25 protein-coding genes are annotated in these 26065 nt (G+C 64.2%); 9 read left to right on the plus strand and 16 right to left on the minus strand.

The features are described from left to right. Window positions 1-197 precede the first annotated feature (197 nt). From CDE01S_RS12420 to CDE01S_RS12440, 5 genes are all read right to left on the minus strand, one after another. A complete protein-coding gene (locus CDE01S_RS12420; RefSeq protein ID WP_066707905.1) occupies window positions 198-1472 on the minus strand; it encodes an acyl-CoA dehydrogenase family protein in 1275 nt (424 codons plus the stop codon). 33 nt (window positions 1473-1505) lie between these two features. Beyond that, complete coding sequence (locus CDE01S_RS12425) at window positions 1506-2609, minus strand: phosphotransferase (protein WP_066707913.1); 1104 nt, start codon at window positions 2607-2609, stop codon at window positions 1506-1508. A gap of 21 nt (window positions 2610-2630) precedes the next feature. Then, on the minus strand, window positions 2631-3350 hold the full coding sequence (locus CDE01S_RS12430) for a Crp/Fnr family transcriptional regulator (protein WP_066707914.1): 720 nt from the start codon (window positions 3348-3350) through the stop codon (window positions 2631-2633). Window positions 3351-3463: 113 nt separating this feature from the next. Then, window positions 3464-4243, minus strand: coding sequence for an oxepin-CoA hydrolase, alternative type (locus CDE01S_RS12435; protein ID WP_066707916.1), 780 nt, complete (start codon window positions 4241-4243; stop codon window positions 3464-3466). A gap of 87 nt (window positions 4244-4330) precedes the next feature. Beyond that, a complete protein-coding gene (locus CDE01S_RS12440) occupies window positions 4331-5851 on the minus strand; it encodes a 3-hydroxyacyl-CoA dehydrogenase (protein WP_066707921.1) in 1521 nt (506 codons plus the stop codon). A gap of 157 nt (window positions 5852-6008) precedes the next feature. Between CDE01S_RS12440 and CDE01S_RS12445 the strand changes: the two genes are divergently transcribed. After that, window positions 6009-6674: a glutathione S-transferase gene (locus CDE01S_RS12445; RefSeq protein WP_066707928.1), complete on the plus strand. Its 666-nt coding sequence runs from the start codon at window positions 6009-6011 to the stop codon at window positions 6672-6674. A 15-nt stretch (window positions 6675-6689) separates the two neighbouring features. Here the strand turns inward: CDE01S_RS12445 and CDE01S_RS12450 are convergent, their stop codons facing one another. From CDE01S_RS12450 to lexA, 4 genes are all read right to left on the minus strand, one after another. Continuing rightward, window positions 6690-7880, minus strand: coding sequence for an MFS transporter (locus CDE01S_RS12450; RefSeq protein ID WP_157077119.1), 1191 nt, complete (start codon window positions 7878-7880; stop codon window positions 6690-6692). A 14-nt stretch (window positions 7881-7894) separates the two neighbouring features. Next, window positions 7895-8902, minus strand: a complete 1008-nt coding sequence (locus CDE01S_RS12455; RefSeq protein ID WP_066707931.1) for a D-2-hydroxyacid dehydrogenase family protein — start codon at window positions 8900-8902, stop codon at window positions 7895-7897. A 139-nt stretch (window positions 8903-9041) separates the two neighbouring features. Then, window positions 9042-9380 (minus strand): hypothetical protein, encoded by a 339-nt coding sequence (locus CDE01S_RS12460; protein ID WP_066707935.1) that lies wholly within the window; start codon window positions 9378-9380, stop codon window positions 9042-9044. Window positions 9381-9404: 24 nt separating this feature from the next. Beyond that, complete coding sequence (gene lexA, locus CDE01S_RS12465; RefSeq protein WP_439648676.1) at window positions 9405-10088, minus strand: transcriptional repressor LexA; 684 nt, start codon at window positions 10086-10088, stop codon at window positions 9405-9407. 88 nt (window positions 10089-10176) lie between these two features. On the opposite strand from lexA, the gene CDE01S_RS12470 reads away from it, so the two are divergent. Together CDE01S_RS12470 and CDE01S_RS12475 are read left to right on the plus strand one after the other, a co-directional pair. Further along, on the plus strand, window positions 10177-11148 hold the full coding sequence (locus tag CDE01S_RS12470) for an asparaginase (RefSeq protein WP_066707941.1): 972 nt from the start codon (window positions 10177-10179) through the stop codon (window positions 11146-11148). A 67-nt stretch (window positions 11149-11215) separates the two neighbouring features. Beyond that, window positions 11216-12295: a GGDEF domain-containing protein gene (locus CDE01S_RS12475; protein ID WP_066707944.1), complete on the plus strand. Its 1080-nt coding sequence runs from the start codon at window positions 11216-11218 to the stop codon at window positions 12293-12295. Between the two features lie 66 nt (window positions 12296-12361). Here the strand turns inward: CDE01S_RS12475 and adk are convergent, their stop codons facing one another. The 6 genes from adk to CDE01S_RS12505 all read right to left on the minus strand — a co-directional run bounded on the left by adk (window position 12362) and on the right by CDE01S_RS12505 (window position 16214). Continuing rightward, window positions 12362-13018 carry an adenylate kinase gene (gene adk / locus CDE01S_RS12480; protein WP_066707947.1) on the minus strand — a complete coding sequence of 219 codons (657 nt, stop codon included), beginning with the start codon at window positions 13016-13018 and terminating at the stop codon, window positions 12362-12364. Window positions 13019-13165: 147 nt separating this feature from the next. Beyond that, the gene (gene kdsB, locus CDE01S_RS12485; protein WP_066707950.1) at window positions 13166-13927 is read right to left on the minus strand and encodes a 3-deoxy-manno-octulosonate cytidylyltransferase; all 762 of its coding nucleotides are present in this window, start codon (window positions 13925-13927) and stop codon (window positions 13166-13168) included. A gap of 12 nt (window positions 13928-13939) precedes the next feature. After that, window positions 13940-14122 (minus strand): Trm112 family protein, encoded by a 183-nt coding sequence (locus CDE01S_RS12490; protein WP_066707953.1) that lies wholly within the window; start codon window positions 14120-14122, stop codon window positions 13940-13942. Next, the gene (gene lpxK / locus CDE01S_RS12495; protein ID WP_066707955.1) at window positions 14103-15143 is read right to left on the minus strand and encodes a tetraacyldisaccharide 4'-kinase; all 1041 of its coding nucleotides are present in this window, start codon (window positions 15141-15143) and stop codon (window positions 14103-14105) included. Before lpxK ends, CDE01S_RS12490 begins: the two co-directional genes overlap by 20 nt. 4 nt (window positions 15144-15147) lie before the next feature. Continuing rightward, window positions 15148-15576, minus strand: a complete 429-nt coding sequence (locus CDE01S_RS12500; protein ID WP_066707958.1) for an ExbD/TolR family protein — start codon at window positions 15574-15576, stop codon at window positions 15148-15150. A 2-nt stretch (window positions 15577-15578) separates the two neighbouring features. Continuing rightward, window positions 15579-16214, minus strand: coding sequence for a MotA/TolQ/ExbB proton channel family protein (locus CDE01S_RS12505; RefSeq protein ID WP_066707960.1), 636 nt, complete (start codon window positions 16212-16214; stop codon window positions 15579-15581). A gap of 344 nt (window positions 16215-16558) precedes the next feature. Here CDE01S_RS12505 and xseA point away from each other — a divergent pair, with 344 nt between their 5' ends. The 3 genes from xseA (at window position 16559) to CDE01S_RS12520 (ending at window position 21049) form a co-directional block, all read left to right on the plus strand. Next, window positions 16559-17884 carry an exodeoxyribonuclease VII large subunit gene (xseA, locus tag CDE01S_RS12510; RefSeq protein WP_066707962.1) on the plus strand — a complete coding sequence of 442 codons (1326 nt, stop codon included), beginning with the start codon at window positions 16559-16561 and terminating at the stop codon, window positions 17882-17884. A gap of 44 nt (window positions 17885-17928) precedes the next feature. Continuing rightward, the gene (locus CDE01S_RS12515; protein ID WP_066707964.1) at window positions 17929-18510 is read left to right on the plus strand and encodes a superoxide dismutase; all 582 of its coding nucleotides are present in this window, start codon (window positions 17929-17931) and stop codon (window positions 18508-18510) included. 301 nt (window positions 18511-18811) lie between these two features. Beyond that, window positions 18812-21049 carry an NADP-dependent isocitrate dehydrogenase gene (locus tag CDE01S_RS12520; protein WP_066707966.1) on the plus strand — a complete coding sequence of 746 codons (2238 nt, stop codon included), beginning with the start codon at window positions 18812-18814 and terminating at the stop codon, window positions 21047-21049. Between the two features lie 139 nt (window positions 21050-21188). On the opposite strand, the gene CDE01S_RS12525 is transcribed toward CDE01S_RS12520, so the two are convergent. Then, entirely contained in the window at window positions 21189-21644 is a 456-nt protein-coding gene (locus CDE01S_RS12525) for a DUF192 domain-containing protein (protein ID WP_066707968.1), read from the minus strand. 180 nt (window positions 21645-21824) lie between these two features. On the opposite strand from CDE01S_RS12525, the gene icd reads away from it, so the two are divergent. The 3 genes from icd to clpA all read left to right on the plus strand — a co-directional run bounded on the left by icd (window position 21825) and on the right by clpA (window position 26039). Continuing rightward, window positions 21825-23078, plus strand: a complete 1254-nt coding sequence (gene icd, locus CDE01S_RS12530) for an NADP-dependent isocitrate dehydrogenase (RefSeq protein WP_066707971.1) — start codon at window positions 21825-21827, stop codon at window positions 23076-23078. A 178-nt stretch (window positions 23079-23256) separates the two neighbouring features. Beyond that, a complete protein-coding gene (gene clpS / locus CDE01S_RS12535) occupies window positions 23257-23616 on the plus strand; it encodes an ATP-dependent Clp protease adapter ClpS (RefSeq protein WP_066707975.1) in 360 nt (119 codons plus the stop codon). Window positions 23617-23711: 95 nt separating this feature from the next. Continuing rightward, the gene (gene clpA, locus CDE01S_RS12540) at window positions 23712-26039 is read left to right on the plus strand and encodes an ATP-dependent Clp protease ATP-binding subunit ClpA (protein WP_066707978.1); all 2328 of its coding nucleotides are present in this window, start codon (window positions 23712-23714) and stop codon (window positions 26037-26039) included. Window positions 26040-26065 lie beyond the last annotated feature (26 nt).

The following is a 26065-nucleotide window of genomic DNA, read 5'->3' on the forward strand; positions in this document are numbered from 1 at the left end:
AATTGGCATCAAGACCTTGTCGCTATTGCGCAAGAGGCTATCAAAATAATAGCATTTTGCTTTCCTGTGATACCGTCGCACACGAAGAGTCCAAGCGCGGAACGCCGTGGCACCGGCTTTGCCGGGCCACTGGCGTTGCCCCCTGCAAGGGGGTGGCGGAGCGACACGAAGTGCGCGCAGCCTGGGGGTGAGCTTAGTCAGCATCCGCGGGTGATGGGCATTTCGACGGGCTTCGGGTTGGCAGCATACTTGCCCAACTCAAGCTTGGCAATCGCATTGCGGTGCACCTCGTCCGGGCCGTCCGCAAAACGCAGGGTACGGGCATTGGCATAGGAATAGGCCAGCGGGAAGTCCTGGCTCATGCCACCGCCGCCATGCACCTGCATGGCCCAGTCGATCACCTGGCAGGCCATGCTGGGGGCCACCACCTTGATCATGGCGATCTCGTTCTTGGCGAACTTGTTGCCGGCCACGTCCATCATCCAGGCCGCCTTGAGCGTGAGCAGGCGTGCCATGTCGATCTTGCAACGGGCCTCGGCAATGCGTTCCTGCGTCACAGTCTGCGCCGCCACCGGTTTGCCGAACGCGACGCGCGCGGAAGCGCGCTTGCACATGTATTCCAGCGCACGCTCGGCCTGGCCGATCAGGCGCATGCAGTGGTGGATGCGGCCCGGGCCGAGGCGGCCCTGGGCGATCTCGAAACCGCGGCCTTCACCGAGCAGGATGTTGGAGGCCGGCACGCGCACGTTCTGGAACAGCACTTCCATGTGGCCGTGCGGCGCATCGTCGTAGCCCATCACGCTCAAGGGGCGCACCACCGTCACGCCGGGCGTGTTGGCCGGCACCAGGATCATGCTTTGCTGCGAGTGGCGCGGCGCCTCCGGGTCGGTCTTGCCCATCAGGATGTAGATGGCGCAGCGCGGGTCGCCGGCACCGGAGGTCCACCACTTGCGGCCGTTGATGACGTAGTCGTCGCCCTGGCGCTCGATGCGGGTCTCGATGTTGGTGGCATCACTGGAGGCCACCTCGGGCTCGGTCATGGCAAAGGCCGAGCGGATCTTGCCGGCCAGCAGCGGCTGCAGCCATTGCTGGCGATGCTCGGCCGAGCCGTAGCGGGCGATGGTTTCCATGTTGCCGGTGTCGGGCGCCGAGCAGTTGAACACTTCGGGGGCCCAGTGCACGCGGCCCATGATCTCGGCCAGCGGCGCGTACTCCTGGTTGGTCAGGCCGGCCGCCTTGACGCCGGCGATCTCTGCGCTGTCCTGCGGCAGGAACAGGTTCCACAGGCCTTGCTCCTGCGCCTTCACTTTCAGCTTCTCGATCAGCTGCAGCGGCGTCCAGCGTTTGCCGGCACGGGTGTTGGCTTCGATCTCGTCGTGGAAGGACTGCTCGTTCGGATAGATGTGCTCATCCATGAACTTGAGCAGGCGTGCCTGCAGTTCCTTGGTCTTGGGGGAGTAGTCGAAATCCATGGGAATCTCCTGGGGTTGAATGCGTTGCTCGGGTCAGGCTTTTTGCGCGAACTGCCAGGCCATCTGGGCCAGCGGCCGTGCGCCGGCGGCGGATTTCTGCGCCTGGGCGCTGGAGGCAGTGCCGTTTTCCACCCGCTTGGCGATGCCCTGCAGGATGGCGGCGATGCGGAACATGTTGTAGGCCATGTAGAAGTTCCAGTCGGCCTTGAGGGCTTCGGGCGTGGCCAGGCTGGTGCGTTCGCAGTAGAGGCGGATGTACTCGTCCTCGCCCGGGATGCCCAGGCTCTTGAAGTCGAGCCCGCCGATGCCGCGGAATGCACCCGGCGGGATGTGCCAGGCCATGCAGTGGTAGCTGAAGTCGGCCAGCGGGTGGCCCAGGGTGGAGAGTTCCCAGTCCAGCACCGCCAGCACGCGCGGCTCGGTGGGGTGGAACATCAGGTTGTCGAGCCGGTAGTCGCCGTGCACGATGCTGACCATGGCTTCGTCGCGCGCACCGGCCGGGATGTGGGCCGGCAGCCACTGGATCAGCTGCTCCATCTCGGGGATCGGCTGCGACATCGGGCCGGCACCATCGGCCGAGGCCTGGTACTGCTTGCTCCAGCGGCCGATCTGGCGTTCGAAATAATTGCCGGGTTTGCCGTAGTTGGCGAGGCCACGCTCGGCGAACTTGACGCGGTGCAGGGCGGCAATGACGCGGTTCATCTCGTTGTAGATGGCCGTGCGCTCGGCCGGCGTCATGCCGGGCAGCGACTGGTCCCACAGCACGCGCCCCTCCATGAACTCCATGATGTAGAAGGCGCGGCCGATGACCGACTCGTCTTCGCACAGGCAGTACATGCGCGGCACCGGCACTTCGGTGCCGTACAGGCCGCTCATCACGGCGTATTCGCGCTCGATGGCATGCGCCGAGGGCAGCAGCTTGGCCACCGGCCCCGGCTTGGCGCGCATGACGTAGCTGCGGCTGGGCGTGATGAGCTTGTAGGTCGGGTTGGACTGGCCGCCCTTGAAGGCTTCTACGCTCAGCGGGCCGACAAAGCCTTCGAGATTGCTTGTCAGCCAGGATTGGAGCGCCGCCACGTCAAAGGCGTGGGAGGCCGGAACGGGACGGGTGCCGACGAAATGGTCAAAGTCACTCATGGTCAAGGAGGCGGGAAGCTTTTAATGGTCGGATTCAATGATGCGCATCAGTGCATCGCGGTCGCGGATGACCAGGCCGCCCGGCTCGATACGGATCGCTTCCTCGCGTTCCATCGCCTTGAGTTCCTGGTTGACGCGCTGGCGCGAGGCCCCCAGCAGCTGGGCCAGTTCCTCCTGAGCCAGTTGCAGGCCGATGCGTGTTTCGCTGCCATCGCTGAGCGAAGGAACGCCATAGCTGCGCAACAGGTGCACGAGTTGCTTGGCCAGCCGCGCGCGCAAGGGCAGGGTGTTGAGGTCCTCCACCAGGCCGTAGAGCTGGCGGATGCGCCGCGCATGCAGACGCAGCAGCGCTTCGTAGAGCTCGACATGGTTGGCGAGGATTTTCTTGAAGTCGGCCTTGGCAACGCACAGCGTGGTGGTGTCGCCATGCGCATAGGCATCGTGTGTGCGCCGGTCGCCGTCGAAGATCGACACATCGCCGAACCAGACGCCCGGCTCGACGTAGGTCAGCGTGACCTGCTTGCCCGAGATCGAGGTCGAGCTGACGCGTACCGCACCTCTGGCGCAGGCCACCCAATCCTCGGGGGGCTCGCCGCGGGCACAGATCAGGTCGCCGTCTTTGTAGCGTTTGACGTAGGCGCATCGAAGGATGTCGTGTCGCAGTGAAGGTGACAGGGTTGAAAACCAGCGACCAGCGTTGATGGCTGATCGTTCCTCGATGGTAAGAATCGGGTCGTCCATGGACTGTCTTTTGGGTGACTGAAAACAGGTCCATTGTCGCGCGCGGGACGGCCCGGCCGACTAGGGGTTGTCACCTGTGCGTCTGCGACGGCAACACAGGTGAATGCAGCGGCTCAGTCGTAGCGTGGTGTCTGCTTGGCCAGGAAGGCTGTGATGCCGATGCCGGCATTGGCATGGTGCAGGTTGCGCACGAAATGATCGCGCTCCAGCGCCAGCTGGCGCGTCAGCGAATTGCCGGCGGCTTCGTTGACCAGCTCCTTGATGCTGGCCAGGGTGTTGGGTGCGCGGGCATTGAGTTTTTCCGCCAGCGCCAGGGCATCGTCCAGCGCCTGGCCGGGCTGGGCAACGCGGTTGACCAGGCCCAGCGTGTGCAGGCGCTCGGCGCTGATGCGTTCGCCGCACAGCAGCAACTCGTTCACCAGTTGGCGCGGCAGGGCCTGCGCCAGGCTCCAACTGGCGCCGCCATCGGGCGAAAGCGCCACGTTGCTATAGGCCATGACGAACACCGCGTCGCTGGCGGCGACGATGAAGTCGCAGGCCAGCGCCAGAGAGAAGCCGGCGCCAGCCGCCGCGCCTTCGACGGCAGCGACCACCGGCTTGGGGAAGGTGCGGATGGCCTCGATCCAGTTGTGCAAGCCCTCGATGCTTTCGGCCTGCACAGATGGTTCCTGCTGGCGGTTGTCCTGCAGGCGCTGCAGATTGCCGCCCGCTGAAAACAGCGCGCCTTCACCGGTGATGACGACGCTCCTGATCTCGGGATTGGTCTCGGCCACATTCAGCGCCTCGACACCGGCGGCATACATGGCGGGGCCGAGTGCGTTGCGCTGGCCCGGGTTGGAGAGGGTCAGCACCATGGTGCGGCCCTGGCTGGTGCTGTGGAGTTGTGCGCTCATGAATAGGTAACCTCCGCGCGGCGCGCTATGGAATTCGCCTTGGGAACGGCCCGGCGGCTTGTCGAGTGTCGCATGTCTGGGGCCGGTTCACTCTTCCTCGTGCAGCAGGCTCAGACCGATGGCACCACGCCGGCGCAGCCAGGGACTGGGGCGGTAGCGCGTGTCGCCATAAACCGTCTGCAGGTTGAACAGCACTTCCAGCACATTGGTCGGGCCGTAGAGGTTGCCCATGGCCAGCGGCCCCAGCGGGTAGCCCAGGCCGAGCGTGACGGCGGTTTCCAGATCGGCGGGGGTGCAGATGCGCTGCTGGCAGATGTCGGTGGCGATGTTGACGATGGTGGCCACCACGCGCTGCGTCACGAAGCCGCCGCTGTCGCGGATCACGCTCACCGCCTTGCCGTCGCGTGCGAACAGGGCGTGGGCGGCATCGCGCATGTCGGCACGGGTGGCCGGGTTCGTGGCCAGCACGCGGCGCTTGGTGGCTGCATCGTCGATCAGCATGTCGATGCCGACCGTGCGCGCCGGGTCGAGCCGCTCCACCACCGCCACGGTGGTGACGTCGAAGCCGAGCGGTGCAACCAAGGTCAGTGCCTGCATCGAAGGCGACTGGCCGGTCTCGATCTTCGCGCCCAGGTCCTTCAGCAGCTGCAGCAGTTCGGCGCGGCGTGCGGCGCGCGGCGAGACCCAGACCGGCGGCATCTCGGCCACCTGCGGCACCGGTGGTTCCGGGGCAACCTGGGCCACGTTGTTCTCATAGCGGTAGAAGCCTTCGCCCGTCTTGCGGCCGAGCACGCCGCCGGCCAGGCGCTGTGCCGTGATGACGCTGGGGCGGTAGCGTGCTTCTTCGTAGTACTGGTGGTAGATCGACTCCATCACCGGGTGTGAGACGTCGAGCGCGGTCAGGTCCATCAGCTCGAAGGGGCCGAGCTTGAAGCCGACCTGGTCGCGCAGGATGCGGTCGATGGTGGCGAAGTCGGCCACGCCCTCGCTGACGATGCGCAGCGCCTCGGTGCCGTAACCGCGGCCGGCGTGGTTGACGATGAAACCGGGCGTGTCCTGCGCCGTCACCGGCGTGTGGCCCATCTGGCGGGCGTACTCGCTCAAGGCGGTGCAGACGGCCGGCGCGGTCTTGAGGCCGGCGATGACCTCCACCACCTTCATCAGCGGCACCGGGTTGAAGAAGTGGTAACCCGCCACGCGCTGCGGATGCTTGAGCTTGGCGGCAATGGCGGTGATGGACAGCGAGGAGGTGTTGCTGGCCAGCACGGCTTCCGGGCGCACGATCTCTTCGAGCTGGGCAAACAGCGCGGCCTTGACTTCGAGCTTCTCGACGATGGCTTCCACCACCAGGTCGCAGCTGGCCAGATCGGTCAGTGCGTTGGCACTTTGCAGGCGCGCCTTGCAGGCAGCGACGGTCGCTGCGTCCATGCGGCCTTTGTCCTGCAGCTTGTCCCACTGGCTGGCGATGGCCTGTTGGGCGGCGGCCATGGCCGCGGGCTGGGTGTCGTAAAGGGTGACGGTGCTGCCAGCCTGGGCGGCAATCTGGGCAATGCCCCGGCCCATGGCGCCGGTGCCGACGACGGCGATGTGTGCGTAGACAGGTTTCATGCTGGAATTATCTCCCGGCCTTCAAATGCTGCCGAGTCACCTGCCGGACTATGATGCGGCCAGCCATCGGCGAGACTCGGGTGGCTGAAGAATTCCATTCACTTGCATCCGGGCATGGAACAACAAGCCGGGTGTACCAACAACTTCTGGAGACATCATGACTTTGAAATTGTGCGGCTTCTCCGCCAGCAACTACTACAACAAGATCAAGCTGCAACTGCTGGAGAAAGAGGTTCCTTTTGTCGAGGAACTGGTCTGGACCGGTCATACCGAGGCCTTGCTGGTGGACCGCTCGCCCATGGGCAAGGTGCCGTTCCTGGACACGCCGCACGGCCCGATCTCCGAGTCGGGTGCCTGTGCCGAGTACATCGAGGCGGCCTATCCGCAAAAGCCGCTGCTGCCGGCCGATCCCTATGCCGCGGCCAAGGTGCGCGAGATCCTGATCTACAGCGAGCTGCATCTGGAGCTGGTGGCACGCAACCTCTACCCGGAAGCCTTTTTCGGCGGCAAGGTGTCGGACGAAGTCAAGGAGCGCACGCACAAGCTGCTGCTCAAGGGCGTGCATGGTTTTGCCAAGTTGGCCAAGTTCGCGCCCTACATTGCCGGGCCCGAATTCACGCTGGCAGACTGTGCTGCCGTGGCGCACCTGCCGCTCGTGTCCAGCGCCAGCAAGATCATCTACGGTGAGGACGTGCTGGCCGCGCTGCCGGTGCGCGACTATGTCAAGAAGATGGGCGAGCGCCCCAGCATGCAGACCGTCAATGCCGACCGCAAGAGCAGCACCGAGCAGATGATGGCGCTGCGCGCGAAGAAAACCGCCTGAGCGGACGGTGGGCGCTCAGCTGCCCTGGCCTGCTGTCTGGCTCCGGGCGGCCCGCGTGGCCAGCCAGCTGGTCAGCAGGGCCAGGCTCATGCCGGCCAACCCGGCCCAGTGCAGCATGGACATCCGGTCATGGGCGATCAGCCAGCCACCGCTGGCGGCGCCAAGGGCCTGGCCGGCATAGATGGCCGAGGTGTTGAGGGCAATCGAGCCCGACGCGAGCGCCGGTGACATACCGGACAGCCGGGCCTGCTGCGCCGAATTGGCGGCAAAGCAGCCCAAGGCCCAGGGCACCAGCACCAGTGCCGTGAGCAGCAGGTTGCTGCCCAGTGGCCAGAGGGCCAGACTCAAGGCCATGCCACCCATGGACAGCATCACGGCGCGCGAGGCGCCGAGCCGGTCGATGTGGCGCGATACCCAGAGGTTGCCGGCAAAGCCGAAGGCGCCGAACCAGGCGAACATCAGGCTCAACTGCAGCGGCGTGACGTCGAACAGGGCTTTCAGATACGGCGCCAGATAGGCAAACTGGACGAATTGGCCGGCGGAGAACAGGGCCGTCACGGCCACGCACAGCATGAGCGGACGCGACTGCAGCGTTTCGCGCCAGGCGCCCAGGGAGAAGGCGGGGGGCTTCACGCCATCGGGCATGACGCGCCAGACCCAGAGGGCGCTGGTAAAACTCAGCAGGCCAACCCCGACAAAGGCCGCCCGCCAGCCCAGCGTGCCACCGATCCAGGCTCCCAGCGGCATGCCGAGCACCGAAGCGACGGACCAGCCCAGGAAGACCAGGCTGATGGCCCGGCCCCGTTGCGAGGCCGGCACGAGTTGCCCGATGCAGGCCGCCGCCTGTGGCGTGAAGATGGCAGGTGAAATGACGCTGAGCACGCGCACCACCAGCAGGGACGAGAAGCCCGGCATGGTGGCGCTCAGCAGATGCATGAGACCGTACCAGAGCAGGGACAGGGCCAGCAGGCGTTTGCGGTCCCACTGGGCTACCAGCGTGGCGAGCAGGGGCGCGCCCAGGCACATCATCAGGGCGGCGGCGGAAATCAGCTGGCCGGCCACCGGGACCGGAACCTCCAGCGAGTGGCTGATGTCATTGAGCGTGCCGGGCACGATCATCACCCCGGTGCCGATGATGAAGTTGCCGGCCATCAGCGCCCACAACGCGGCAGGCAGGGCGGGGGCGTGGCGTGGCAACTCCGGCATGGGCGTGCAGCGGCTCAGCGCCGGACCTGCAGTGCGCCAGGATTCACGATGTTGGTCGGCGTGCCCTTGATGAAATTGACCACGTTGTCGAAGGCGGCGCCGAAGTACATCTCGTAGCTTTCCTGCTCGACGTAGCCGATGTGGGGCGTGCAGATGCAGTTTTCCAGCCGCAGCAGGGCCTGGCCCTGCAGAATGGGTTCGTTCTCGTACACGTCGACCGCGGCCATGCCGGGACGGCCGCGGTTGAGGGCGCCGATCAGTGCGTCGGGCTCGACCAGTTCGGCGCGCGAGGTGTTGACAAACAGTGCCGTGGTTTTCATGCGTGCCAGATCGTCGGCGGTGACGATGCCACGTGTTTCGTCGTTCAGACGCAGGTGTACGCTGATGACGTCGCTCTGTGCGAAGAAATCCTCGCGGTTGGCGGCGGCCTCATAGCCGTCCTGCAGCGCTTTCTCGCGCGAGGGCTCACGCCCCCAGATCAGCACGCGCATGCCGAAGGCCCGGCCGTAACCCGCCAACAATTGGCCGATCTTGCCGTAGCCCCAGATGCCGAGGGTCTTGCCGCGCAACACATTGCCCAGGCCGAAGTTGGGTGGCATGGAGCCGGCCTTGAGGCCGGACTGCTGCCAGGCACCATGCTTGAGGTTGCCGATGTAATGCGGCAGGCGGCGCATGGCGGCCATGATGAGGGCCCAGGTCAACTCGGCAGGCGCAACCGGTGAACCGCTGCCTTCGGCCACGGCAATGCCGCGTTCGGTGCAGGCGGCAATGTCGATGTGGCCGCCGACGCGGCCGGTCTGGGCAATGAGCTTGAGTCGCGGCAGTTTCTCGACCAGGGCGCGCGTGATGTGGGTGCGCTCACGGATCAGCACGATGATGTCGGCGTCGCGCAGCCGTACTGACAGCTGGCCGATGCCCTTGACGGTGTTGGTATAGACCTTGGCCGGGAAGGCTTCCAGCTTGGTCGCGCATTCGAGCTTGCGAACGGCGTCCTGGTAATCGTCCAGAATCACAATATTCATGACGCTATTGTGCCTGCGAGCTGCAGCGCACGGCGTCAGGTGCGGGTAAAACTGGGCCGCTGAATGTGTTAAGGCCTGTTCACACGCATTTCAAAGTGCGAACGAGGCGAAAACCACGCCAAATGAGTGTGAACAGGTCCTAGTGTGACGCGGCTTCGCAGGCGGCCAGGCGGTCGAGTTCGGCGCAGACATCGGCCAGGCGGCCGGAGATCACCATGCGTCCGACCTGGGCCGGCGCCTGGCCGGCTTCCATGATGCGGACAACGCGCAAGGGGCGGCGCTGCACCAGCCGCGACGGAGCGACATCGCTGCGGTTCAAGCGGCGCTGGCAGGCCGGCAGGGTGTCCAGGCGTGCGGCCGGTGAGGTGCGGGGCTGGGGTGTGGCTTGGCCCAGAGGCGCGACGGCCGGTGCCAGCCAGCGCAGCAGGCCCTGGAGTGGCGCCCAGGTACGCGGTTCGGCAAAGAAGGCGATGTTCATGGAGGTGCTCTCTTTGTGTGCCGCTTACATCAGCATGGTGTTGCGGATCAGGCCGACGGCCAGACCCTCGATTTCAAACGGTTCACCGGGCTCGACCACGATGGTCTGGTAATCCGGGTTTTCGGGGTGCAGTTCGATCAGGTGCTTGTTGCGGCGGAAACGCTTGACCGTGACTTCCTCACCCAGGCGGGCCACGACGATCTGGCCGTTTTTGGCGTCCTTGGTGGCCTGCACCGCCAGCAGATCGCCGTCCATGATGCCGGCGTCGCGCATCGACATGCCGCGCACCTTGAGCAGGTAGTCGGGTTTGCGCTGGAACAGCGAGTTTTCGACGTAGTAAGTTTGGTCGACATGTTCCTGCGCGAGAATCGGCGAACCGGCAGCCACACGGCCGATCAGGGGCAGGGCCAGTTGGGCCAGATCGGGCAGAGGCAGGGAGAACTGTTTGATACGGGATTCGTTGATGGAACGCAGGGCATCGCCTTGCAGCCGGATGCCGCGCGAGGTGCCGCTGACCAGCTCGATCACGCCTTTGCGGGCCAAGGCCTGCAAGTGCTCCTCAGCGGCATTGGCTGACTTGAAGCCCAGCTCGGCGGCAATCTCGGCACGTGTCGGTGGGGCGCCGGTGCGTGCAATGGCGCTCTGGATCAGGTCCAGGATCTGTTGCTGGCGGGCGGTGAGTTTCACCGGAAACTGGGGCAGGTCCATCATGATGACTCCTCGTTGGCGGCTGGGCTAAGACTACTGTCTTGATATCCAGTAACTGTATTTTTAACCAGTTTTTTGGGATTTGCAAGTGCAAACACGTTCGCAAGGCAAAAAAATAGTGGTTCTGGGCACCGGCGGCACCATTGCGGGGACCGCCGCCAGCCCGACCGACCGTGCCTATGTCGCCGCGCAAAAGGGGGTGGCGGAGTTGCTGGCGGGCCTGCCGTTGCCGCAATCGTTCGAGCTGGTGAGTGAGCAGGTGGCGCAGATCGACAGCAAAGACATGGACCTGGGTGTCTGGCAGGCCCTGCTGCGACGCTGCCAGCATTGGCTGGCGCAGCCCGAGGTGCAGAGCCTGGTGATCACGCACGGCACTGACACGCTGGAGGAAACCGCCTACCTGCTGCAGGCGCTGCTGGCACCGACCAAGCCCGTGGTGCTGACCTGTGCCATGCGCCCGGCGACAGCCATTGACGCCGATGGCCCGCAGAATCTGCTGGATGCCTTTGCGGTGGCGGCCGAGCCGGGCGCGCATGGCGTGGTGGTGGTGTGCGCAGGCCGGATCCACAGCGCCTTCGACGTGCAGAAGGCCCACACCTGGCAGCTTGACGCCTTCACCTCGGGCGAGGCGGGTGATCTGGGGCAGGTGGTGCAAGGGCGCGTGGTCTTGTGGCGAAATTGGCCGGTATCCGCCGTGGAGTATGCGCCAGATGCTATTGAAAAGATAGCAAATCTGGCGACCTGGCCGCGGGTTGAAATTGTGCTGAGCCATGCGGCGGTGACCGCTGCGACGATCGACGCGCTGGTGGCGCCGGATGTGGCGGCGCGTTTCGGGGCACCGCCGGTGCGCGGACTGGTGGTGGCCGCCACCGGCAACGGGACCCTGCACCAAGCGCTGGAAGTTGCGCTGCAGCGGGCGGTGGCACAGGGTGTGCGGGTGGTGCGGGCCACCCGCTGTGCTCAGGGCCGTGTCTGGCCGCGGCCGGGAGATGCCTGGCCGGACTCACAGGGTTTGTCCCCGGTGAAGGCGCGGCTGGCTTTGATGCTGTCTCTCGTATGATGCGGCACGGTGGCGAGGCGGCACAATGCCATCCTCGGCGGTTCAGGAACCCCATGACGGAAATCACATGAGCGTTGCTATGTCCAGTCTGGTCGATCATGTCATTGCGCTGACGCAGCATCGGGACCGGGACTTGCTCGACGGTGCGCTGGTGGATGCCTTGATGGCGTTGCTCAAGCCGCAGCAGGTAACACTGGTTGGCGTGGTGAGCGAAGCTGGCCAACGCTACTGGCTGCCGCTGGTGCAACGCGAGCGCGGCGGCCGGCTGAAGGTCTTGTCGGACCCCTTGTGGGTTCAGGTGCAGCAGTTGCAGCGCCTGGAGGAGGACCCGCATCGCCAGCGTTGTCTGGAGCACCTGCAAGCGGTGGACGTCGCGCCGACGACCGATGGTGGCGCCTGTCTGGCGATATGGCCCCTGTTCGATGACCTCCGCGCGCAAGGGCAGGGTGTCATCGAGATTCGCTCCTCCACCCCCCTGAGCCCGGCCTCATTGAACGTGCTGGGCCGCCTGTTGAGTGTCTACCGCAACATGCAGGGCATGCTGGATTACAGCGAGTGCGACGCGTTGACCGGGCTGCTGAACCGCAAGTCATTTGACGATGCTTTTTTCAAGGTGCTGCGTGATGAGCCTGGTGACGAATCAGGTGACGCGGTGGCCCCGCCGGCCGGCTGGCCCGAGCGCCGCCATGTGGCACCGGCCGCCTACTGGCTGGCGATGCTGGATGTGGACCATTTCAAGCAGGTCAATGATGTGCACGGGCATTCGATCGGTGACGAGGTGCTGCTGCTGGTCGCGCGCCTGCTCAAGACGACACTGCGTTCGCTGGACCGCGTCTTCCGCTTCGGTGGCGAGGAGTTTGTCGTCCTGCTGCGCTGCCCGGATGAGGCGTCGGCCTTGAGCGCGCTGGAGCGGGTCCGCGCCAACATGGAGAACTACCGGTTTCCGCAGGTCGGGCGCATCACCGTGAGTATTGGCCTGACCCAGGTACGGCGGGGTGACTCGCCCAGCGTGGCCTGTGAGCGGGCCGACCAGGCGGTGTATTTCGCCAAGGGGCATGGCCGCAACCAGGTGCGCTCCTATGAGCAGCTGATCGAGCAGGGGCAGCTGCAGACCGATGACAAGGTGGGTGTGATCGAGCTGTTCTGAGGCGGCGCAGCCGCCCATGAAAAAGGCCGCTGACGCGGCCTTTTTTCTTTTGCAGCGCAGCCGGGCTCAGCTGGCCAGGGCCTGCAGGGCGCGCGCGGTGATCTCGTCAACGCTGCCCATGCCGCTGATGGCGCGGTACTTGGGCGCGGCGGCCGGGTCGGCCTTGGCCCAGTTGCCGTAGTAGTCCACCAAGGGGCGGGTCTGGGCGCTGTAGACGTCCAGGCGCTTCTTCACGGTTTCTTCCTTGTCATCGTCGCGTTGCACCAGCGGCTCGCCAGTGACATCGTCCAGACCAGCCACCTTGGGCGGGTTGAACTTGACGTGGTAGGTGCGGCCTGAGGCAGGGTGCGAGCGGCGGCCGCTCATGCGTTCGATGATGGCTTCGAACGGCACATCGATCTCCAGCACGTAGTCGAGCTTGACGCCGGCAGCCTTCATGGCGTCGGCCTGCGGAATGGTGCGCGGGAAACCGTCGAACAGGAAGCCCTTGGCACAGTCCGGCTGGGCAATGCGTTCCTTCACCAGGTTGATGATCAGGTCGTCACTGACCAGGCCGCCGGATTCCATCACGGCCTTGGCCTGCAGACCCAGCGGGGTGCCGGCCTTGACGGCGGCGCGCAGCATGTCGCCAGTGGAAATCTGCGGAATGCCGTATTTCTGGCAGATGAATGCAGCTTGCGTGCCTTTGCCGGCGCCAGGGGCGCCCAACAGAATCAGTCTCATGGATATCCTCGGGTGAATCAGAACCAGTGGCGATGCTAGGCACCACGAAGGTGCGTTAAACCGCTCGTTTGGGGGCTGAGGATAGCATGGCAGGCTGCGGCCAAGCTTACACCGGCGGTTGCTTCACCTTAACAGCCCGCGAACCGGTCAGTGGCCCAACAGACGGCGCACGCGCTCCAGGTCCTCAGGGGTGTCGACGCCAGCACCCGGGGCATCCGGCGTCACGTGCACGGCGATGCGGTGGCCGTGCCACATGGCGCGCAACTGCTCCAGCGCTTCGGTGACCTCCAGCGGTGCCTGCGCCAGTTGGGGGAACTGGCGCAGGAAGCCGACCCGGTAGCCATAGAGGCCGATGTGGCGCAGTGGCGCCGGAGAGGGCAGGGCCTTCACCCCTTGGGCAAAGCCGTCGCGCCACCAGGCGATGGGTGCCCGGCTGAAGTACAGCGCCAGGTTGCGTGCATCGAGCACCACCTTGACCACGTTCGGGTTGAGGAAGTCGGCCACCTCGTGTATGGGGTGGGCCGCCGTGCTCATGCTGGCCTCGGGACGCTGTGTCAGCAGTTCGGCCACGGCGGAGACCAGGGCGGGGTCGATCAGCGGCTCGTCACCCTGCACATTGACCACCAGGCTGTCATCGGGCAGGTGCAGCAGGTCGCAGGCCTCGGCCAGGCGGTCGCTGCCGCTGGGGTGGTCCTGGCGTGTCAGCACGGCTTGCACGCCATGCTGCTGGCAGGCCTGCAGAATCTCGGGGCTGTCGCCGGCCACCACCACGCGGGTGCCGGCCGGCAGGCCGGCGCTGATGCGCTGCGCCACGCGCACCACCATGGGCAGGCCGGCAATGTCGGCCAATGGTTTGTTGGGCAGGCGGGTCGAGGCCAGGCGGGCCGGGATCAGGACGGTGTAGCTCATGCCGGGCGAGCGTCAGCGTTCCAGTTCTTCATCGGTCAGTACCCGGGCCTCGTTCTCCAGCAGCACCGGAATGCCGTCGCGGATCGGGTAGGCCAGGCGCGCGCTGCGCGAGATCAGTTCCTGCTTGTCGCGGTTGTATTCCAGCGGGCCCTTGGTGACGGGGCAGACCAGCAGTTCAAGAAGTCGTGTGTCCATGGGGCGATGATAGCCGCGCGTGCATGGCGTCTTCGAGCAGACGATCGAACGCGGCGAAAAAGCCCGGTTCCGGCATGAACTCCAGCGGCACCGCCAGGGCGTCGGGGTGCCGGTGCCACAGCTTGATGGCGTCTTTTTCGGTGCAAATGAGAATGTAGTCCTTGTCGGACGGGCGCGACCAGCTATCAAAATCATAGTGGTCTGGCAGCGCCTGGGTTTGTGCCAGCAACAGGCCCTGGGCCTGCAGCATGGCAAAAAAGGCCTGCGGTTGCGCAATCGCCGCCAGTGCCAGCAGCGGCTGACTGTTGTGGGCCAGCGTGGTGAGTTCGACACGGCTGCCATCGGCGCGCAGCGCGTGATCAGCCAGGGTGCGTTGCGAGCGGTAGCCGGTGAAGGCCGGCCGGGCGCCGCTGTGCAGCACCAGATCGACCGGGCGTGGCCAGGGCTCGCGCAAGGGACCCGCAGGCAACAGGAAGCCGTTGCCGATGCCGCGGTCGTCGAACACACAGATCTCGATGTCACGTGCCAGGCTCAGGTGCTGCAGGCCGTCGTCGCTGACCAGGACACGGGTGTCGGGATGGCGTGCCAGCAGGGCGAGGGCCGCGTCGATCCGGCGCGCGGCCACGAACACGGGCGCACCGGTGCGGCGCTGGATCAGGGCCGGCTCATCCCCCACGTCCTGCGCGGCGCTGGCGGGCAGGACCTCGCGGCAGTCCTGGGTCTGGCGGCCGTAGCCGCGCGAGATCACGCCGGGCCGCAGGCCGCGGGCTTGCAGGTGCTGAACCAGTGCCATCACCACCGGCGTCTTGCCGGCGCCGCCGGCCACCACATTGCCCACCACGATGGCGGGCACCGGCAGCGACTCGCGGCGCAGAAACCCACTGAGGTACAAGCCCTGCCGGAACAGCACCAGCGCGCCCAGCAGCAGCGAGAACGGCCACAGCAACCAGGCCAGCGGGCCGCGCCGCTGCCAGCTTTGCAGCAAGGTGCGCTGCCAGGCCGGCTGCGACGGGCTGGGCATAGACCTAATTGGCTCCGGCGCGGGCCGAGGACTGGGTGGCAAAGGTGATTTGCGTCAGGCCGGCGCGGCGGGCCGCTTCCATCACGGTGACCACCGACTGGTGGCGCGCACTGGCGTCGGCACTGATGATGACCACGGTGTCCTTGCCGGCCTTGGCGCCCTCGCTCAGGGCGCTGACCAGCGCTTCGATGCTGCGCCCGGCCACCGGTGCGCGGTTGACCATGTAGGCGCCGTCGCTGCTGACGGCCACGATCACTTCGCGCGGGTAGTCGCGCTGGGCTTCGGTGTCGGCCACCGGCAGGCGCAGCTGCATCTCGGTGAACTTGCTGTAGGTGGTGGTCAGCATCAGGAAGATCAGCACCACCAGCAGCACGTCGATGAAGGGGATCAGGTTGATCTCCGGTTCATCTTTCTGGCGCGGGCGGAAGTTCATCGTTATCCGGCCTTGCGTAAATGATTGAGGTGGCGTGCCAGCCGGTCGGCCGCCAGTTCCAGTGTCAGCAGGTAGGCGTCGACACGGGCCCGGAAGTAGCGCCAGAAGATCAGCGAGGGGATGGCCACGATCAGGCCGAAAGCGGTGTTGTACAGGGCGACCGAGATGCCGTGTGCCAGCTGCGCCGGGTTGCCACCGGGCGCGCCGCCGGTGGGCGTTTGCGAGCCGAAGATCTCGATCATGCCGATCACGGTACCCAGCAGGCCCAGCAGCGGTGCGGCCGAGGCGATGGTGGCCAGCGCGCTCAGGTAGCGCTCCAGCCGGTGGGCGACCGCGCGGCCGCTGGCCTCCATGCTGGCGCGCAGGTCGTCGTCGCTGCAGCGCGGGTTGGCGTGCAGGGCACGAAAGCCGCTGGCCAGCACTTCGCCCAGCGCCGAGTTCTGTTCCAGCTGGGCGACGATGTCGAGTGCCGGCACCGTCTGGCGCGAGATCAGCAGGGTTTCATCGAGCAGTTTCGGCGGGGCGATTTTTTCGGTCTTGAGGCTGAGGAAGCGCTCGATGATGAGGGCCAACGCCAGGATGGAGCAGGCGATGAGGGGCCAGATCGGCCAGCCTGCGGCTTGTATGATCGAAAACAAAGAGAGCCCTCCGCGCAGATTGAAGCTGTGCGATTATGGCCCACGTCCTGACGGCTCTTCGGTCTTGCCGGGGAGGGGTTCAGCGGCCGGATGTTTCGAGTTGTGTCATCCCACAAAAATTGTGGATAACTTTGTGAAGAAGTACCTTGATATGTGCTCGCAGGCCGCATCCATGCGGTCTCGCAACAAAACGATCACAAATGAGGCAGTGAAAAACTCAAAAGAATCAATGACTTGCAACGAAAGTCCGTGGCCCGGTGCCACTTTCGCCATTTTGGCCGTGCAGCCCGCCCGCTTGTGGAGTAATGCACTGCAACATGTCTCGCCAAGCCGCATTTCAACTGATGTCCGCTCCTGAATTTCCCGTTTCTTCGGCCCGCATCTGGCAAGTTGGCGCGCTGTGCCGCGCCATTGCTGATGCGCTGGATGCCCGCTTCAATCCCGTCGCGGTGCGCGGCGAGATTTCGGGCTTCTCGCGCGCATCCAGCGGGCATTGCTACCTCTCGCTGAAAGACGAAAGCGGGCAGATCCGCTGCGCCATGTTCCGCCGCGCGGCCAGCCTGCTCGACTTCAGCCCGCGCGATGGCGAGCTGGTCGAGGTGCGCGGTCGGCTGGGCGTGTACGAACCACGGGGCGACCTGCAGCTGATCGTCGAATCCATGGGCCGGGCGGGGCAGGGGGCACTGTTCGAGCAGTTCCTCAAGCTCAAGGCCAAGCTGGAAGGCGAGGGCCTGTTCGAGGCGGCGCGCAAGCGGGCGCTGCCGACCATGCCGCGCGCCATCGGCCTGGTGACCTCGCTTGGCGCCGCGGCACTGCACGACGTGGTGACCGCGTTGCAGCGGCGCGTGCCGCACATTCCGGTGGTATTGGCGCCGGCGTCCGTGCAGGGCGCCAATGCGCCGGCGGAACTGGTGGCGGCGCTATCAAATTTGTATCGCCTGGCGCAGCAGGGACAAGGGCTGGAGCCCGATTCGGCCGATAAACCGGCGGTTGACGTCATCCTGCTGGTGCGCGGTGGCGGCTCGATGGAAGACCTGTGGGCCTTCAACGACGAGCGTCTGGCGCGCACGATGGCGCAGAGCCCGGTGCCGATCGTCTGCGGTGTCGGCCACGAGACCGACTTCACCATTGCCGACTTCGTGGCCGACCTGCGCGCGCCCACGCCGACAGCTGCGGCCGAGCTGGTGGCCGAACCGCGCGACCTCTGGCTGGGTGCGCTCGATCTGCTGCAGGGGCGGCTGGACGATGCGGTGACGCGCGTGCTCGACAGCCAGAGCCAACGGCTCGACCTGGCGGCCAGCCGGCTCGGGCGTCCTTCGGCGCTGGCCGCACGTCAGCGCCTGGCACTGGCCGGCCAGGCCCAGCGCCTGCGTTTTGCGGCGGAGCACGCCACCCGCCAGTGCCGGCGCGACCTGCAGCAACTGGAGCTGGCCTTGCCGCAGCAGATGCGCCGCGGGCTGGCCGGCATGCAGCAGCGGCTGGAGCGTGCCGCTTTGCGCTTGGGGCTGCTCGATCCGACGCTGGTGCTGCAGCGTGGTTATGCCTGGCTGAGTGACGAAGAGGGCCGCACCATCACGCAGGTGGGCCAGACCTTTGCCGGCCAGGCGTTGCAAGCCACCCTTGCCGATGGCAAGGTTGATTTGACCGTGTCACCACGCAGCAAAAATTAATTCCTACAATCGGCGCTTTCGAACAACAAACCCACGAGGACATCATGGAACATACCCTGCCCGCACTGCCTTACGCCATCGACGCCCTGGCGCCGCACTACTCCAAGGAAACCCTGGAGTACCACCACGGCAAGCACCACAACGCCTATGTGGTAAACCTGAACAACCTGCAAAAGGGCACCGAGTTCGAGAGCATGGACCTTGAGTCCATCATCAAGAAGTCCAGCGGCGGCATCTACAACAACGCCGCCCAGATCTGGAACCACACCTTCTTCTGGAACGGCATGAAGCCCAACGGCGGCGGTGAGCCCACCGGTGCCTTGGCCGCTGCCATCAACGCCAAGTGGGGCAGCTATGCGGCCTTCAAGGAAGCCTTCGTCAAGTCGGCCGTCGGCAACTTCGGTTCCGGCTGGACCTGGCTGGTGAAGAAGGCCGACGGTTCGGTGGACATCGTCAACACCGGTGCCGCCGGCACGCCGCTGACCACCGCCGACAAGGCCCTGCTGACGGTGGATGTGTGGGAGCACGCCTACTACATCGACTACCGCAACCTGCGCCAGAAGTTCGTCGAGACCTTCTTTGACAAGCTGGTGAACTGGGACTTCGCGGCGAAGAATTTCGCCTGATTTCCGCCGCGCCAGCGCAAGGGTCTGAAGATCAACGGTCTTCAGGCCCTTTTTGTTTCCGGATGACGCGGTGGCACGGCGGTGTTACCGGCGGCTTGGCCGGCAGTCATGTGTCTTTTATAAGACTAAATGAAAAAAATTCTGGTTTTTATTGATGGAAATTTTGCATCGTGAGATTCGGATTCAAAAAACGGGTTGAATGTCAGAGCACAGAAAGCAAAATCTCGAACCATCAACTGATTTGGCCGATCGGCACCACTGACCGGCAGGATTTCGACCACGATCTCTGGAGATAAGGTATATGAGCACCCAGCAACCCACCATCATCTACACGCTGACCGACGAAGCCCCGCTGCTGGCGACCAGCTCCTTTCTGCCCATCATCCGCACCTTTGCCGAGCCGGCAGGCGTCAACGTGGCCACCAGCGATATCTCGGTGGCCGCGCGCGTGCTGGGGGCCTTCCCGGAATGCCTGACCGAGGCACAGCGTGTGCCCGACAACCTGGCTGAACTGGGCCGCCTGACGCTGCTGCCTGACACCAACATCATCAAGCTGCCCAACATCAGTGCTTCGCAGGGCCAGCTGATCGCCTGCATCCGCGAACTGCAGTCCAAGGGTTACAAGATCCCCGACTACCCGGAAGATCCGAAGACTGAAGAAGACAAGGCGATCCGCGCCCGTTATGCCAAGTGCATCGGCAGTGCCGTCAACCCGGTGCTGCGCGAAGGCAATTCCGACCGCCGCGCCCCGGCCGCCGTGAAGAACTACGCACGCAAGAACCCGCATTCGATGGCCGAGTGGAGCCAGGCTTCGCGCAGCCACGTCTCGCACATGCACCACGGCGACTTCTACCACGGTGAGAAGTCGATGACGCTGGACAAGGCGCGTGACGTGAAGATGGAGCTGATCACCAAGAGCGGCAAGACCATCGTGCTCAAACCCAAGGTGTCCTTGCTCGACCGCGAAGTGATCGACAGCATGTTCATGAGCAAGAAGGCCTTGCTCGAGTTCTATGAAAAGGAAATCGAAGACGCCCGCAAGACCGGTGTGATGTTCTCGCTGCACGTGAAGGCCACCATGATGAAGGTCTCGCACCCCATCGTGTTCGGCCACTGCGTCAAGATCTTCTACAAGGAAGCCTTCGAGAAGCACGGCAAGCTGTTTGAAGAACTGGGCGTCAATGTCAACAACGGCATGGCCAACCTGTACGAGAAGATCGCCACGCTGCCGCAGTCCAAGCAGGACGAGATCAAGCGTGACCTGCACGCCTGCCACGAGCACCGCCCGGAGCTGGCCATGGTGGATTCCGCCAAGGGCATCACCAACTTCCATTCGCCCAATGACGTCATCGTGGACGCTTCCATGCCGGCCATGATCCGCAACGGCGGCAAGATGTGGGGCGCTGACGGCCGCCTGAAGGACGTCAAGGCCGTGATGCCGGAGTCGACCTTTGCCCGCATCTACCAGGAGATGATCAACTTCTGCAAGTGGCATGGTGCCTTCGATCCCAAGACCATGGGCACGGTGCCCAACGTCGGCCTGATGGCCCAGCAGGCCGAGGAATACGGCTCGCACGACAAGACCTTCGAGATTCCGGAAGACGGTGTGGCCAACATCACCGACCTGGCCACCGGCGAAGTGCTGATGAGCCAGAACGTCGAGCAAGGTGACATCTGGCGCATGTGCCAAGTCAAGGATGCCGCCATCCGCGACTGGGTCAAGCTGGCCGTGACCCGTGCCCGCAACTCCGGCATGCCGGTGGTGTTCTGGCTGGACCAGTATCGCCCGCACGAAGCCCAGCTCATCACCAAGGTCAAGATGTACCTGCACGAGCACGACACTACCGGGCTGGACATCCAGATCATGAGCCAGGTGCGTGCCATGCGCTACACGCTGGAGCGTGTCATCCGCGGCCTGGACACCATCAGCGCCACCGGCAACATCCTGCGCGACTACCTGACCGACCTGTTCCCGATCATGGAATTGGGCACCTCGGCCAAGATGCTGTCCATCGTGCCGCTGATGGCGGGCGGTGGCATGTACGAAACCGGCGCTGGTGGCTCGGCTCCCAAGCACGTCCAGCAGCTGGTGGAGGAGAACCACCTGCGCTGGGACTCGCTCGGTGAGTTCCTGGCCTTGGCGGTGTCGCTGGAGGAACTGGGCATCAAGGCGGGTAACACCAAGGCGAAGATCCTGGCCAAGACACTGGATGCCGCCACCGGCAAGCTGCTCGACAACAACAAGAACCCATCGCCCAAGACCGGTCAGCTGGACAACCGCGGCAGCCAGTTCTACCTGGCCCTGTACTGGGCCCAGGAACTGGCGGCACAGAAGGACGATGCGGCGCTGGCAGCCAAGTTTGCCCCGTTGGCCAAGCAGTTGGCTGACAACGAGCAGACCATCGTGGCCGAGCTGGCTGCTGTGCAAGGCAAGCCGGTGGACATCGGCGGTTATTACAAGCCGGACTTCGCCAAGCTCGATGCCGTGATGCGTCCGAGCAAGACCTTGAACGCCGCGCTGGCCTCTGTGAAGGCCTAAGCCGCCTGCTGCCGGTCAAGGTCAACGCGACCGGCAGGCACCCAACCAAGAGGCGATCCGGACGCAAGTCCGGATCGCCTCTGTTTTTGGGGCTACCCGTGTTGCGACGCCGGGTGTTGCTTGGGCCTTGTGTCGGCTCTTACTTGCGACCTTCAAACAGTTGGCCGCCCAGTTTGGCCCCAGCCTTGATGCCGCGCTTGGCGAACCAGCCCTGATTCATCTCCAGCACGTAGCGCACCGGTTGGGCCGAGCAGTGCGAGTCGGTGGTTTGCGGCTTCATGTCCGCCAGATTGACGATGGTGCCGTCGTCGGCCACAAAGGCGGCCGTCAGCGGCAGCAAGGTGTTTTTCATCCAGAAGCATTGGCCGGCCGGCTGCTCGAACACGAACAGCATGCCCTCGTGCAGCGGCATGTCACGGCGGAACATCAGGCCGGTGGCACGCTGCTCGTGGGTATGCGCCACCTGGGCATCGATCCGGTACATGCCGACAGTCAGTTGGACGCGTGGCAGGTTCAGCTGGGGGGCGTCCTGTGCCAGTGCATGACCGGTCATGACCATGAGCAGAACGGCAAGGCTGTGTGCAAGAGACTTCATGGATGGCATTGAATCATGGGAAACAGTTGGGTGCGAGGGCATTGTCCTGCATTCTGGCCGGGGAGCCGGGCATGCATTTGGGACTAAACTTCGCGCATTGCACCCCGGGCGCCGATGCGGATGGCCCCGGGTCATCCTACAAAGACATGCGTTTGCATCAGAAAATGGAGAAGTGATTCCATGTACCAGCACATCCAGGTGCCCCCTGCGGGCCAGAAAATCACCGTCAATGCCGACATGTCGCTCAATGTGCCGGACCAGCCCATCATCCCGTACATTGAAGGCGACGGTACCGGCCTGGACATCACCCCGGTAATGCTGAAAGTGGTGGATGCCGCTGTGGCCAAGGCCTACGCTGGCCGCCGCCAGATCCACTGGATGGAGGTCTATGCCGGCGAGAAGTCGACCAAGATCTACGGCCCCGATGTCTGGCTGCCGCAGGAAACCCTGGACGTGGTGCGCGAGTATGTGGTGTCCATCAAGGGGCCGCTGACCACCCCGGTGGGCGGCGGCATCCGCTCGCTCAATGTGGCGCTGCGCCAGGAGCTGGACCTTTACGTCTGTCTGCGTCCGGTGCAGTACTTCAAGGGCGTGCCGTCGCCGGTCAAGGAGCCCGAAAAGACCAATATGGTGATCTTCCGCGAGAACTCGGAAGACATTTACGCTGGCATCGAATACGAAGCCCAGTCCGACAAGGCGAAGAAGCTGATCAAGTTCCTGATCGACGAGATGGGGGTGAAGAAAATCCGCTTCCCCGAGACCTCCGGCATCGGCATCAAGCCGGTGTCGATCGAGGGCACCGAGCGCCTGATGCGCAAGGCCATCCAGTACGCCATCGACAACGACAAGCCCAATGTGACCATCGTGCACAAGGGCAACATCATGAAGTTCACCGAGGGCGGCTTCCGCGATTGGGCCTACGCGCTGGCCCAGAAGGAGTTCGGCGCCGAGCTGATCGATGGCGGCCCGTGGTGCAAGTTCAAGAATCCGAAGACCGGCCGTGACATCGTCATCAAGGACGTCATCGCCGATGCCTTCCTGCAGCAGATCCTCTTGCGCCCGGCTGAGTACAGCGTGGTGGCCACGCTCAACCTGAATGGCGACTACATCTCCGATGCGCTGGCGGCCCAGGTCGGCGGCATCGGCATCGCCCCGGGCGCCAACCTGAGCGACACCGTGGCCATGTTCGAGGCGACCCACGGCACGGCGCCGAAGTACGCGGGCAAGGACTATGTGAACCCGGGCTCGGAAATCCTGTCGGCCGAGATGATGTTGCGCCACATGGGCTGGAAGGAAGCGGCGGACCTGATCATCCATTCGCTCGAGAAGTCCATTCTGAGCAAGAAGGTGACCTACGATTTCGCCCGCCTGATGGAGGGTGCGACCCAGGTGAGCTGTTCCGGCTTCGGCCAGGTGATGATCGACCACATGTAAGGCCCGGCTGGGCGGCAGCCCGTAACGGCCGTTTCGCAGACCCAACGATCAACCGCGCCCGGTATCCGCCGGGGGCGGTTTTTTTATGCTGCCCGGATTTTGTGGCTTGAATGCAGAAAAAACGTCACCAATTCACTTACAGGCAGCGAGCTGCAGGCGCGCTCGATAGAATGAATCCATGGCCACGAAATCACCCGTAACACCACCTGCGCCGCCGGTTCAGCAGCCGAGCCGGGATGACGGCGGCTCGGTCGTTCTGGAGCGGCGGACGCAGAAAGTCAAGCCGCCGCAGATGTACCAGGTCGTCATGCTCAATGACGACTACACCCCGATGGAGTTCGTGGTGGTCGTGATTCAGGAGTATTTCAACAAGGATCTGGAAACGGCGACGCAGATCATGCTCAAGATCCATCTGGACGGCAAAGGCGTCTGTGGCGTCTACACCAAGGATGTGGCAGCCACCAAGGTGGATCAGGTGCTGGAGGCGGCGAACAAGGCCGGGCATCCGCTGAAATGCGTCAGTGAACCGGTGGAGTAGCAACCGAAAAGTCATTCTTCTTTCACGTCCGGAACTGTTGGACGGTTGGGCGAATCGGATTAAAGTAAGTTTGTAAGCAAGGCAAAGGAAATCACATGATTGCCCAAGAATTGGAAGTCAGTTTGCACATGGCGTTTGTCGAAGCACGCCAGCAACGCCATGAGTTCATCACGGTGGAACATTTGCTTCTGGCCTTGCTCGATAACCCCAGCGCGGCTGAGGTGCTGCGCGCCTGTGCGGCCAATATCGACGATCTGCGCAAGTCGCTCTCCAACTTCATCAAGGACAACACACCGCAGGTGGCCGGTACCGACGACGTGGACACCCAGCCCACGCTGGGTTTCCCGCGCGTGATCCAGCGCGCCATCATGCATGTGCAGTCCACTGGCAGCGGCAAGAAGGAAGTCACCGGTGCCAATGTGCTGGTGGCGATCTTCGGCGAGAAGGATTCGCACGCTGTCTACTACCTGCACCAGCAGGGCGTCACGCGCCTGGATGTGGTCAATTTCATTGCCCACGGCATCAAGAAGAGCGATCAGCCCGAGCCCGGCAAGGCCGCCGGCGAAGGACCGGTCGAGGGCGAAGAGGGCGCTGGCAGCGAGAAGAACGAGAAGGCTTCGCCGCTGGAGCAGTACACCCAGAACCTGAACCAGGCGGCCAAGGATGGCAAGATCGATCCGCTGATCGGCCGCGAGTACGAGGTCGAGCGCGTGATCCAGATCCTGTGCCGTCGCCGCAAGAACAACCCGCTGCTGGTGGGCGAGGCCGGTGTCGGCAAGACCGCGATTGCCGAGGGCTTGGCTTGGCGCATTGTGCAGAAGGACGTGCCGGAGATCCTGGCCGAGGCCAATGTCTACTCGCTGGACATGGGGGCCTTGCTGGCCGGCACCAAATACCGTGGCGATTTCGAGCAGCGTCTGAAAGGCGTTCTCAAGTCGCTCAAGGACAAGCCGCACGCCATTCTGTTCATCGACGAGATCCATACCTTGATCGGTGCCGGTGCGGCCTCGGGCGGCACACTGGATGCGTCCAACCTGCTGAAGCCGGCGCTCTCCAGCGGCCAGCTCAAGTGCATCGGTGCGACCACCTTCACCGAATACCGTGGCATCTTCGAGAAAGATGCAGCGTTGTCACGCCGTTTCCAGAAGGTGGACGTGGTGGAGCCGACCGTGCCCGAGACCATCGAGATCCTCAAGGGCCTCAAGTCGCGCTTCGAAGAACACCACAACGTCAGGTACGCCAACGCCGCGCTGCAGGCCGCGGCCGAACTGTCGGCCAAGTACATCAACGACCGTCATCTGCCGGACAAGGCGATCGACGTGATCGACGAAGCGGGCGCCGCCCAGCGCATCCTCACGCCGTCCAAGCGCAAGAAGACCATCGGCAAGAACGAGATCGAGGACATTGTGGCCAAGATCGCGCGCATTCCGCCGGCCAATGTGTCCAACGACGACCGCAGCAAGCTGCAGACACTGGAGCGCGACCTCAAGAGCGTGGTGTTCGGGCAGGACAAGGCGCTGGAGGTTCTGGCCTCGGCCGTCAAGATGGCGCGCTCGGGCCTGGGCAAGCCAGACAAGCCGATCGGTTCCTTCCTGTTCAGCGGTCCCACCGGCGTCGGCAAGACCGAAGCCGCCAAGCAGCTGGCTTACATCATGGGCGTGGACCTGATCCGCTTCGACATGTCGGAGTACATGGAGCGCCATGCGGTCAGCCGTCTGATCGGCGCGCCTCCGGGTTACGTCGGTTTCGACCAAGGGGGCCTGCTGACCGAGGCCATCACCAAGAAGCCGCACGCGGTGCTGCTGCTCGACGAGATCGAGAAGGCTCACCCCGACATCTTCAACGTGCTGCTGCAGGTCATGGACCACGGCACGCTGACCGACAACAACGGGCGCAAGGCCGACTTCCGCAATGTCATCATCATCATGACGACCAATGCGGGAGCCGAGACCATGAACAAGGCGACCATCGGTTTCACCAACCCGCGCCAGGCCGGCGACGAGATGGGTGACATCAAGCGCCTGTTCACACCGGAGTTCCGCAACCGGCTGGACGCGATCGTGAACTTCAAGGCGCTGGACGAGCAGGTCATCCTGCGCGTGGTCGACAAGTTCCTGCTGCAGCTGGAGACCCAACTGGCCGAGAAGAAGGTCGATGTCACCTTTACCGACAAGCTGCGCAAGCATTTGGCGAAAAAGGGCTTCGATCCGCTCATGGGCGCCCGTCCTATGCAGCGCCTGATCCAGGACACGATTCGCCGTGCGCTGGCAGACGAATTGCTGTTCGGTCGCCTGACCGAGGGCGGCCGTCTGACGGTGGACCTGGACGACCGTGACGAGAGCAAGACCGAGGTTCTGCTCGACATCCAGCCTTTGCCGAAGAAAGAAGGCAAGGCCAAGCCGGAAGAGGCCACTGCCGACTGATTCCAGGCTGGTGGGTCAATAAAAAA

It is taken from the genome of Curvibacter delicatus NBRC 14919 (genome assembly GCF_001592265.1).
GTDB classification, from domain to species: Bacteria; Pseudomonadota; Gammaproteobacteria; order Burkholderiales; family Burkholderiaceae_C; genus Hylemonella; species Hylemonella delicata.

What these genes read in the sequence shown, in the direction of transcription:
- CDE01S_RS12420 (WP_066707905.1), bottom strand. Translation starts at nt 1,472, where the DNA reads ATGGATTTCGACTACTCCCCCAAGACCAAGGAACTGCAGGCACGCCTG.
- CDE01S_RS12425 (WP_066707913.1), bottom strand. Translation starts at nt 2,609, where the DNA reads ATGAGTGACTTTGACCATTTCGTCGGCACCCGTCCCGTTCCGGCCTCC.
- CDE01S_RS12430 (WP_066707914.1), bottom strand. Translation starts at nt 3,350, where the DNA reads ATGGACGACCCGATTCTTACCATCGAGGAACGATCAGCCATCAACGCT.
- CDE01S_RS12435 (WP_066707916.1), bottom strand. Translation starts at nt 4,243, where the DNA reads ATGAGCGCACAACTCCACAGCACCAGCCAGGGCCGCACCATGGTGCTG.
- CDE01S_RS12440 (WP_066707921.1), bottom strand. Translation starts at nt 5,851, where the DNA reads ATGAAACCTGTCTACGCACACATCGCCGTCGTCGGCACCGGCGCCATG.
- CDE01S_RS12445 (WP_066707928.1), top strand. Translation starts at nt 6,009, where the DNA reads ATGACTTTGAAATTGTGCGGCTTCTCCGCCAGCAACTACTACAACAAG.
- CDE01S_RS12450 (WP_157077119.1), bottom strand. Translation starts at nt 7,880, where the DNA reads ATGCCGGAGTTGCCACGCCACGCCCCCGCCCTGCCTGCCGCGTTGTGG.
- CDE01S_RS12455 (WP_066707931.1), bottom strand. Translation starts at nt 8,902, where the DNA reads ATGAATATTGTGATTCTGGACGATTACCAGGACGCCGTTCGCAAGCTC.
- CDE01S_RS12460 (WP_066707935.1), bottom strand. Translation starts at nt 9,380, where the DNA reads ATGAACATCGCCTTCTTTGCCGAACCGCGTACCTGGGCGCCACTCCAG.
- lexA (WP_439648676.1), bottom strand. Translation starts at nt 10,088, where the DNA reads ATGGACCTGCCCCAGTTTCCGGTGAAACTCACCGCCCGCCAGCAACAG.
- CDE01S_RS12475 (WP_066707944.1), top strand. Translation starts at nt 11,216, where the DNA reads ATGAGCGTTGCTATGTCCAGTCTGGTCGATCATGTCATTGCGCTGACG.
- adk (WP_066707947.1), bottom strand. Translation starts at nt 13,018, where the DNA reads ATGAGACTGATTCTGTTGGGCGCCCCTGGCGCCGGCAAAGGCACGCAA.
- kdsB (WP_066707950.1), bottom strand. Translation starts at nt 13,927, where the DNA reads ATGAGCTACACCGTCCTGATCCCGGCCCGCCTGGCCTCGACCCGCCTG.
- CDE01S_RS12490 (WP_066707953.1), bottom strand. Translation starts at nt 14,122, where the DNA reads ATGGACACACGACTTCTTGAACTGCTGGTCTGCCCCGTCACCAAGGGC.
- lpxK (WP_066707955.1), bottom strand. Translation starts at nt 15,143, where the DNA reads ATGCCCAGCCCGTCGCAGCCGGCCTGGCAGCGCACCTTGCTGCAAAGC.
- CDE01S_RS12500 (WP_066707958.1), bottom strand. Translation starts at nt 15,576, where the DNA reads ATGAACTTCCGCCCGCGCCAGAAAGATGAACCGGAGATCAACCTGATC.
- xseA (WP_066707962.1), top strand. Translation starts at nt 16,559, where the DNA reads ATGTCCGCTCCTGAATTTCCCGTTTCTTCGGCCCGCATCTGGCAAGTT.
- CDE01S_RS12515 (WP_066707964.1), top strand. Translation starts at nt 17,929, where the DNA reads ATGGAACATACCCTGCCCGCACTGCCTTACGCCATCGACGCCCTGGCG.
- CDE01S_RS12520 (WP_066707966.1), top strand. Translation starts at nt 18,812, where the DNA reads ATGAGCACCCAGCAACCCACCATCATCTACACGCTGACCGACGAAGCC.
- CDE01S_RS12525 (WP_066707968.1), bottom strand. Translation starts at nt 21,644, where the DNA reads ATGAAGTCTCTTGCACACAGCCTTGCCGTTCTGCTCATGGTCATGACC.
- icd (WP_066707971.1), top strand. Translation starts at nt 21,825, where the DNA reads ATGTACCAGCACATCCAGGTGCCCCCTGCGGGCCAGAAAATCACCGTC.
- clpS (WP_066707975.1), top strand. Translation starts at nt 23,257, where the DNA reads ATGGCCACGAAATCACCCGTAACACCACCTGCGCCGCCGGTTCAGCAG.
- clpA (WP_066707978.1), top strand. Translation starts at nt 23,712, where the DNA reads ATGATTGCCCAAGAATTGGAAGTCAGTTTGCACATGGCGTTTGTCGAA.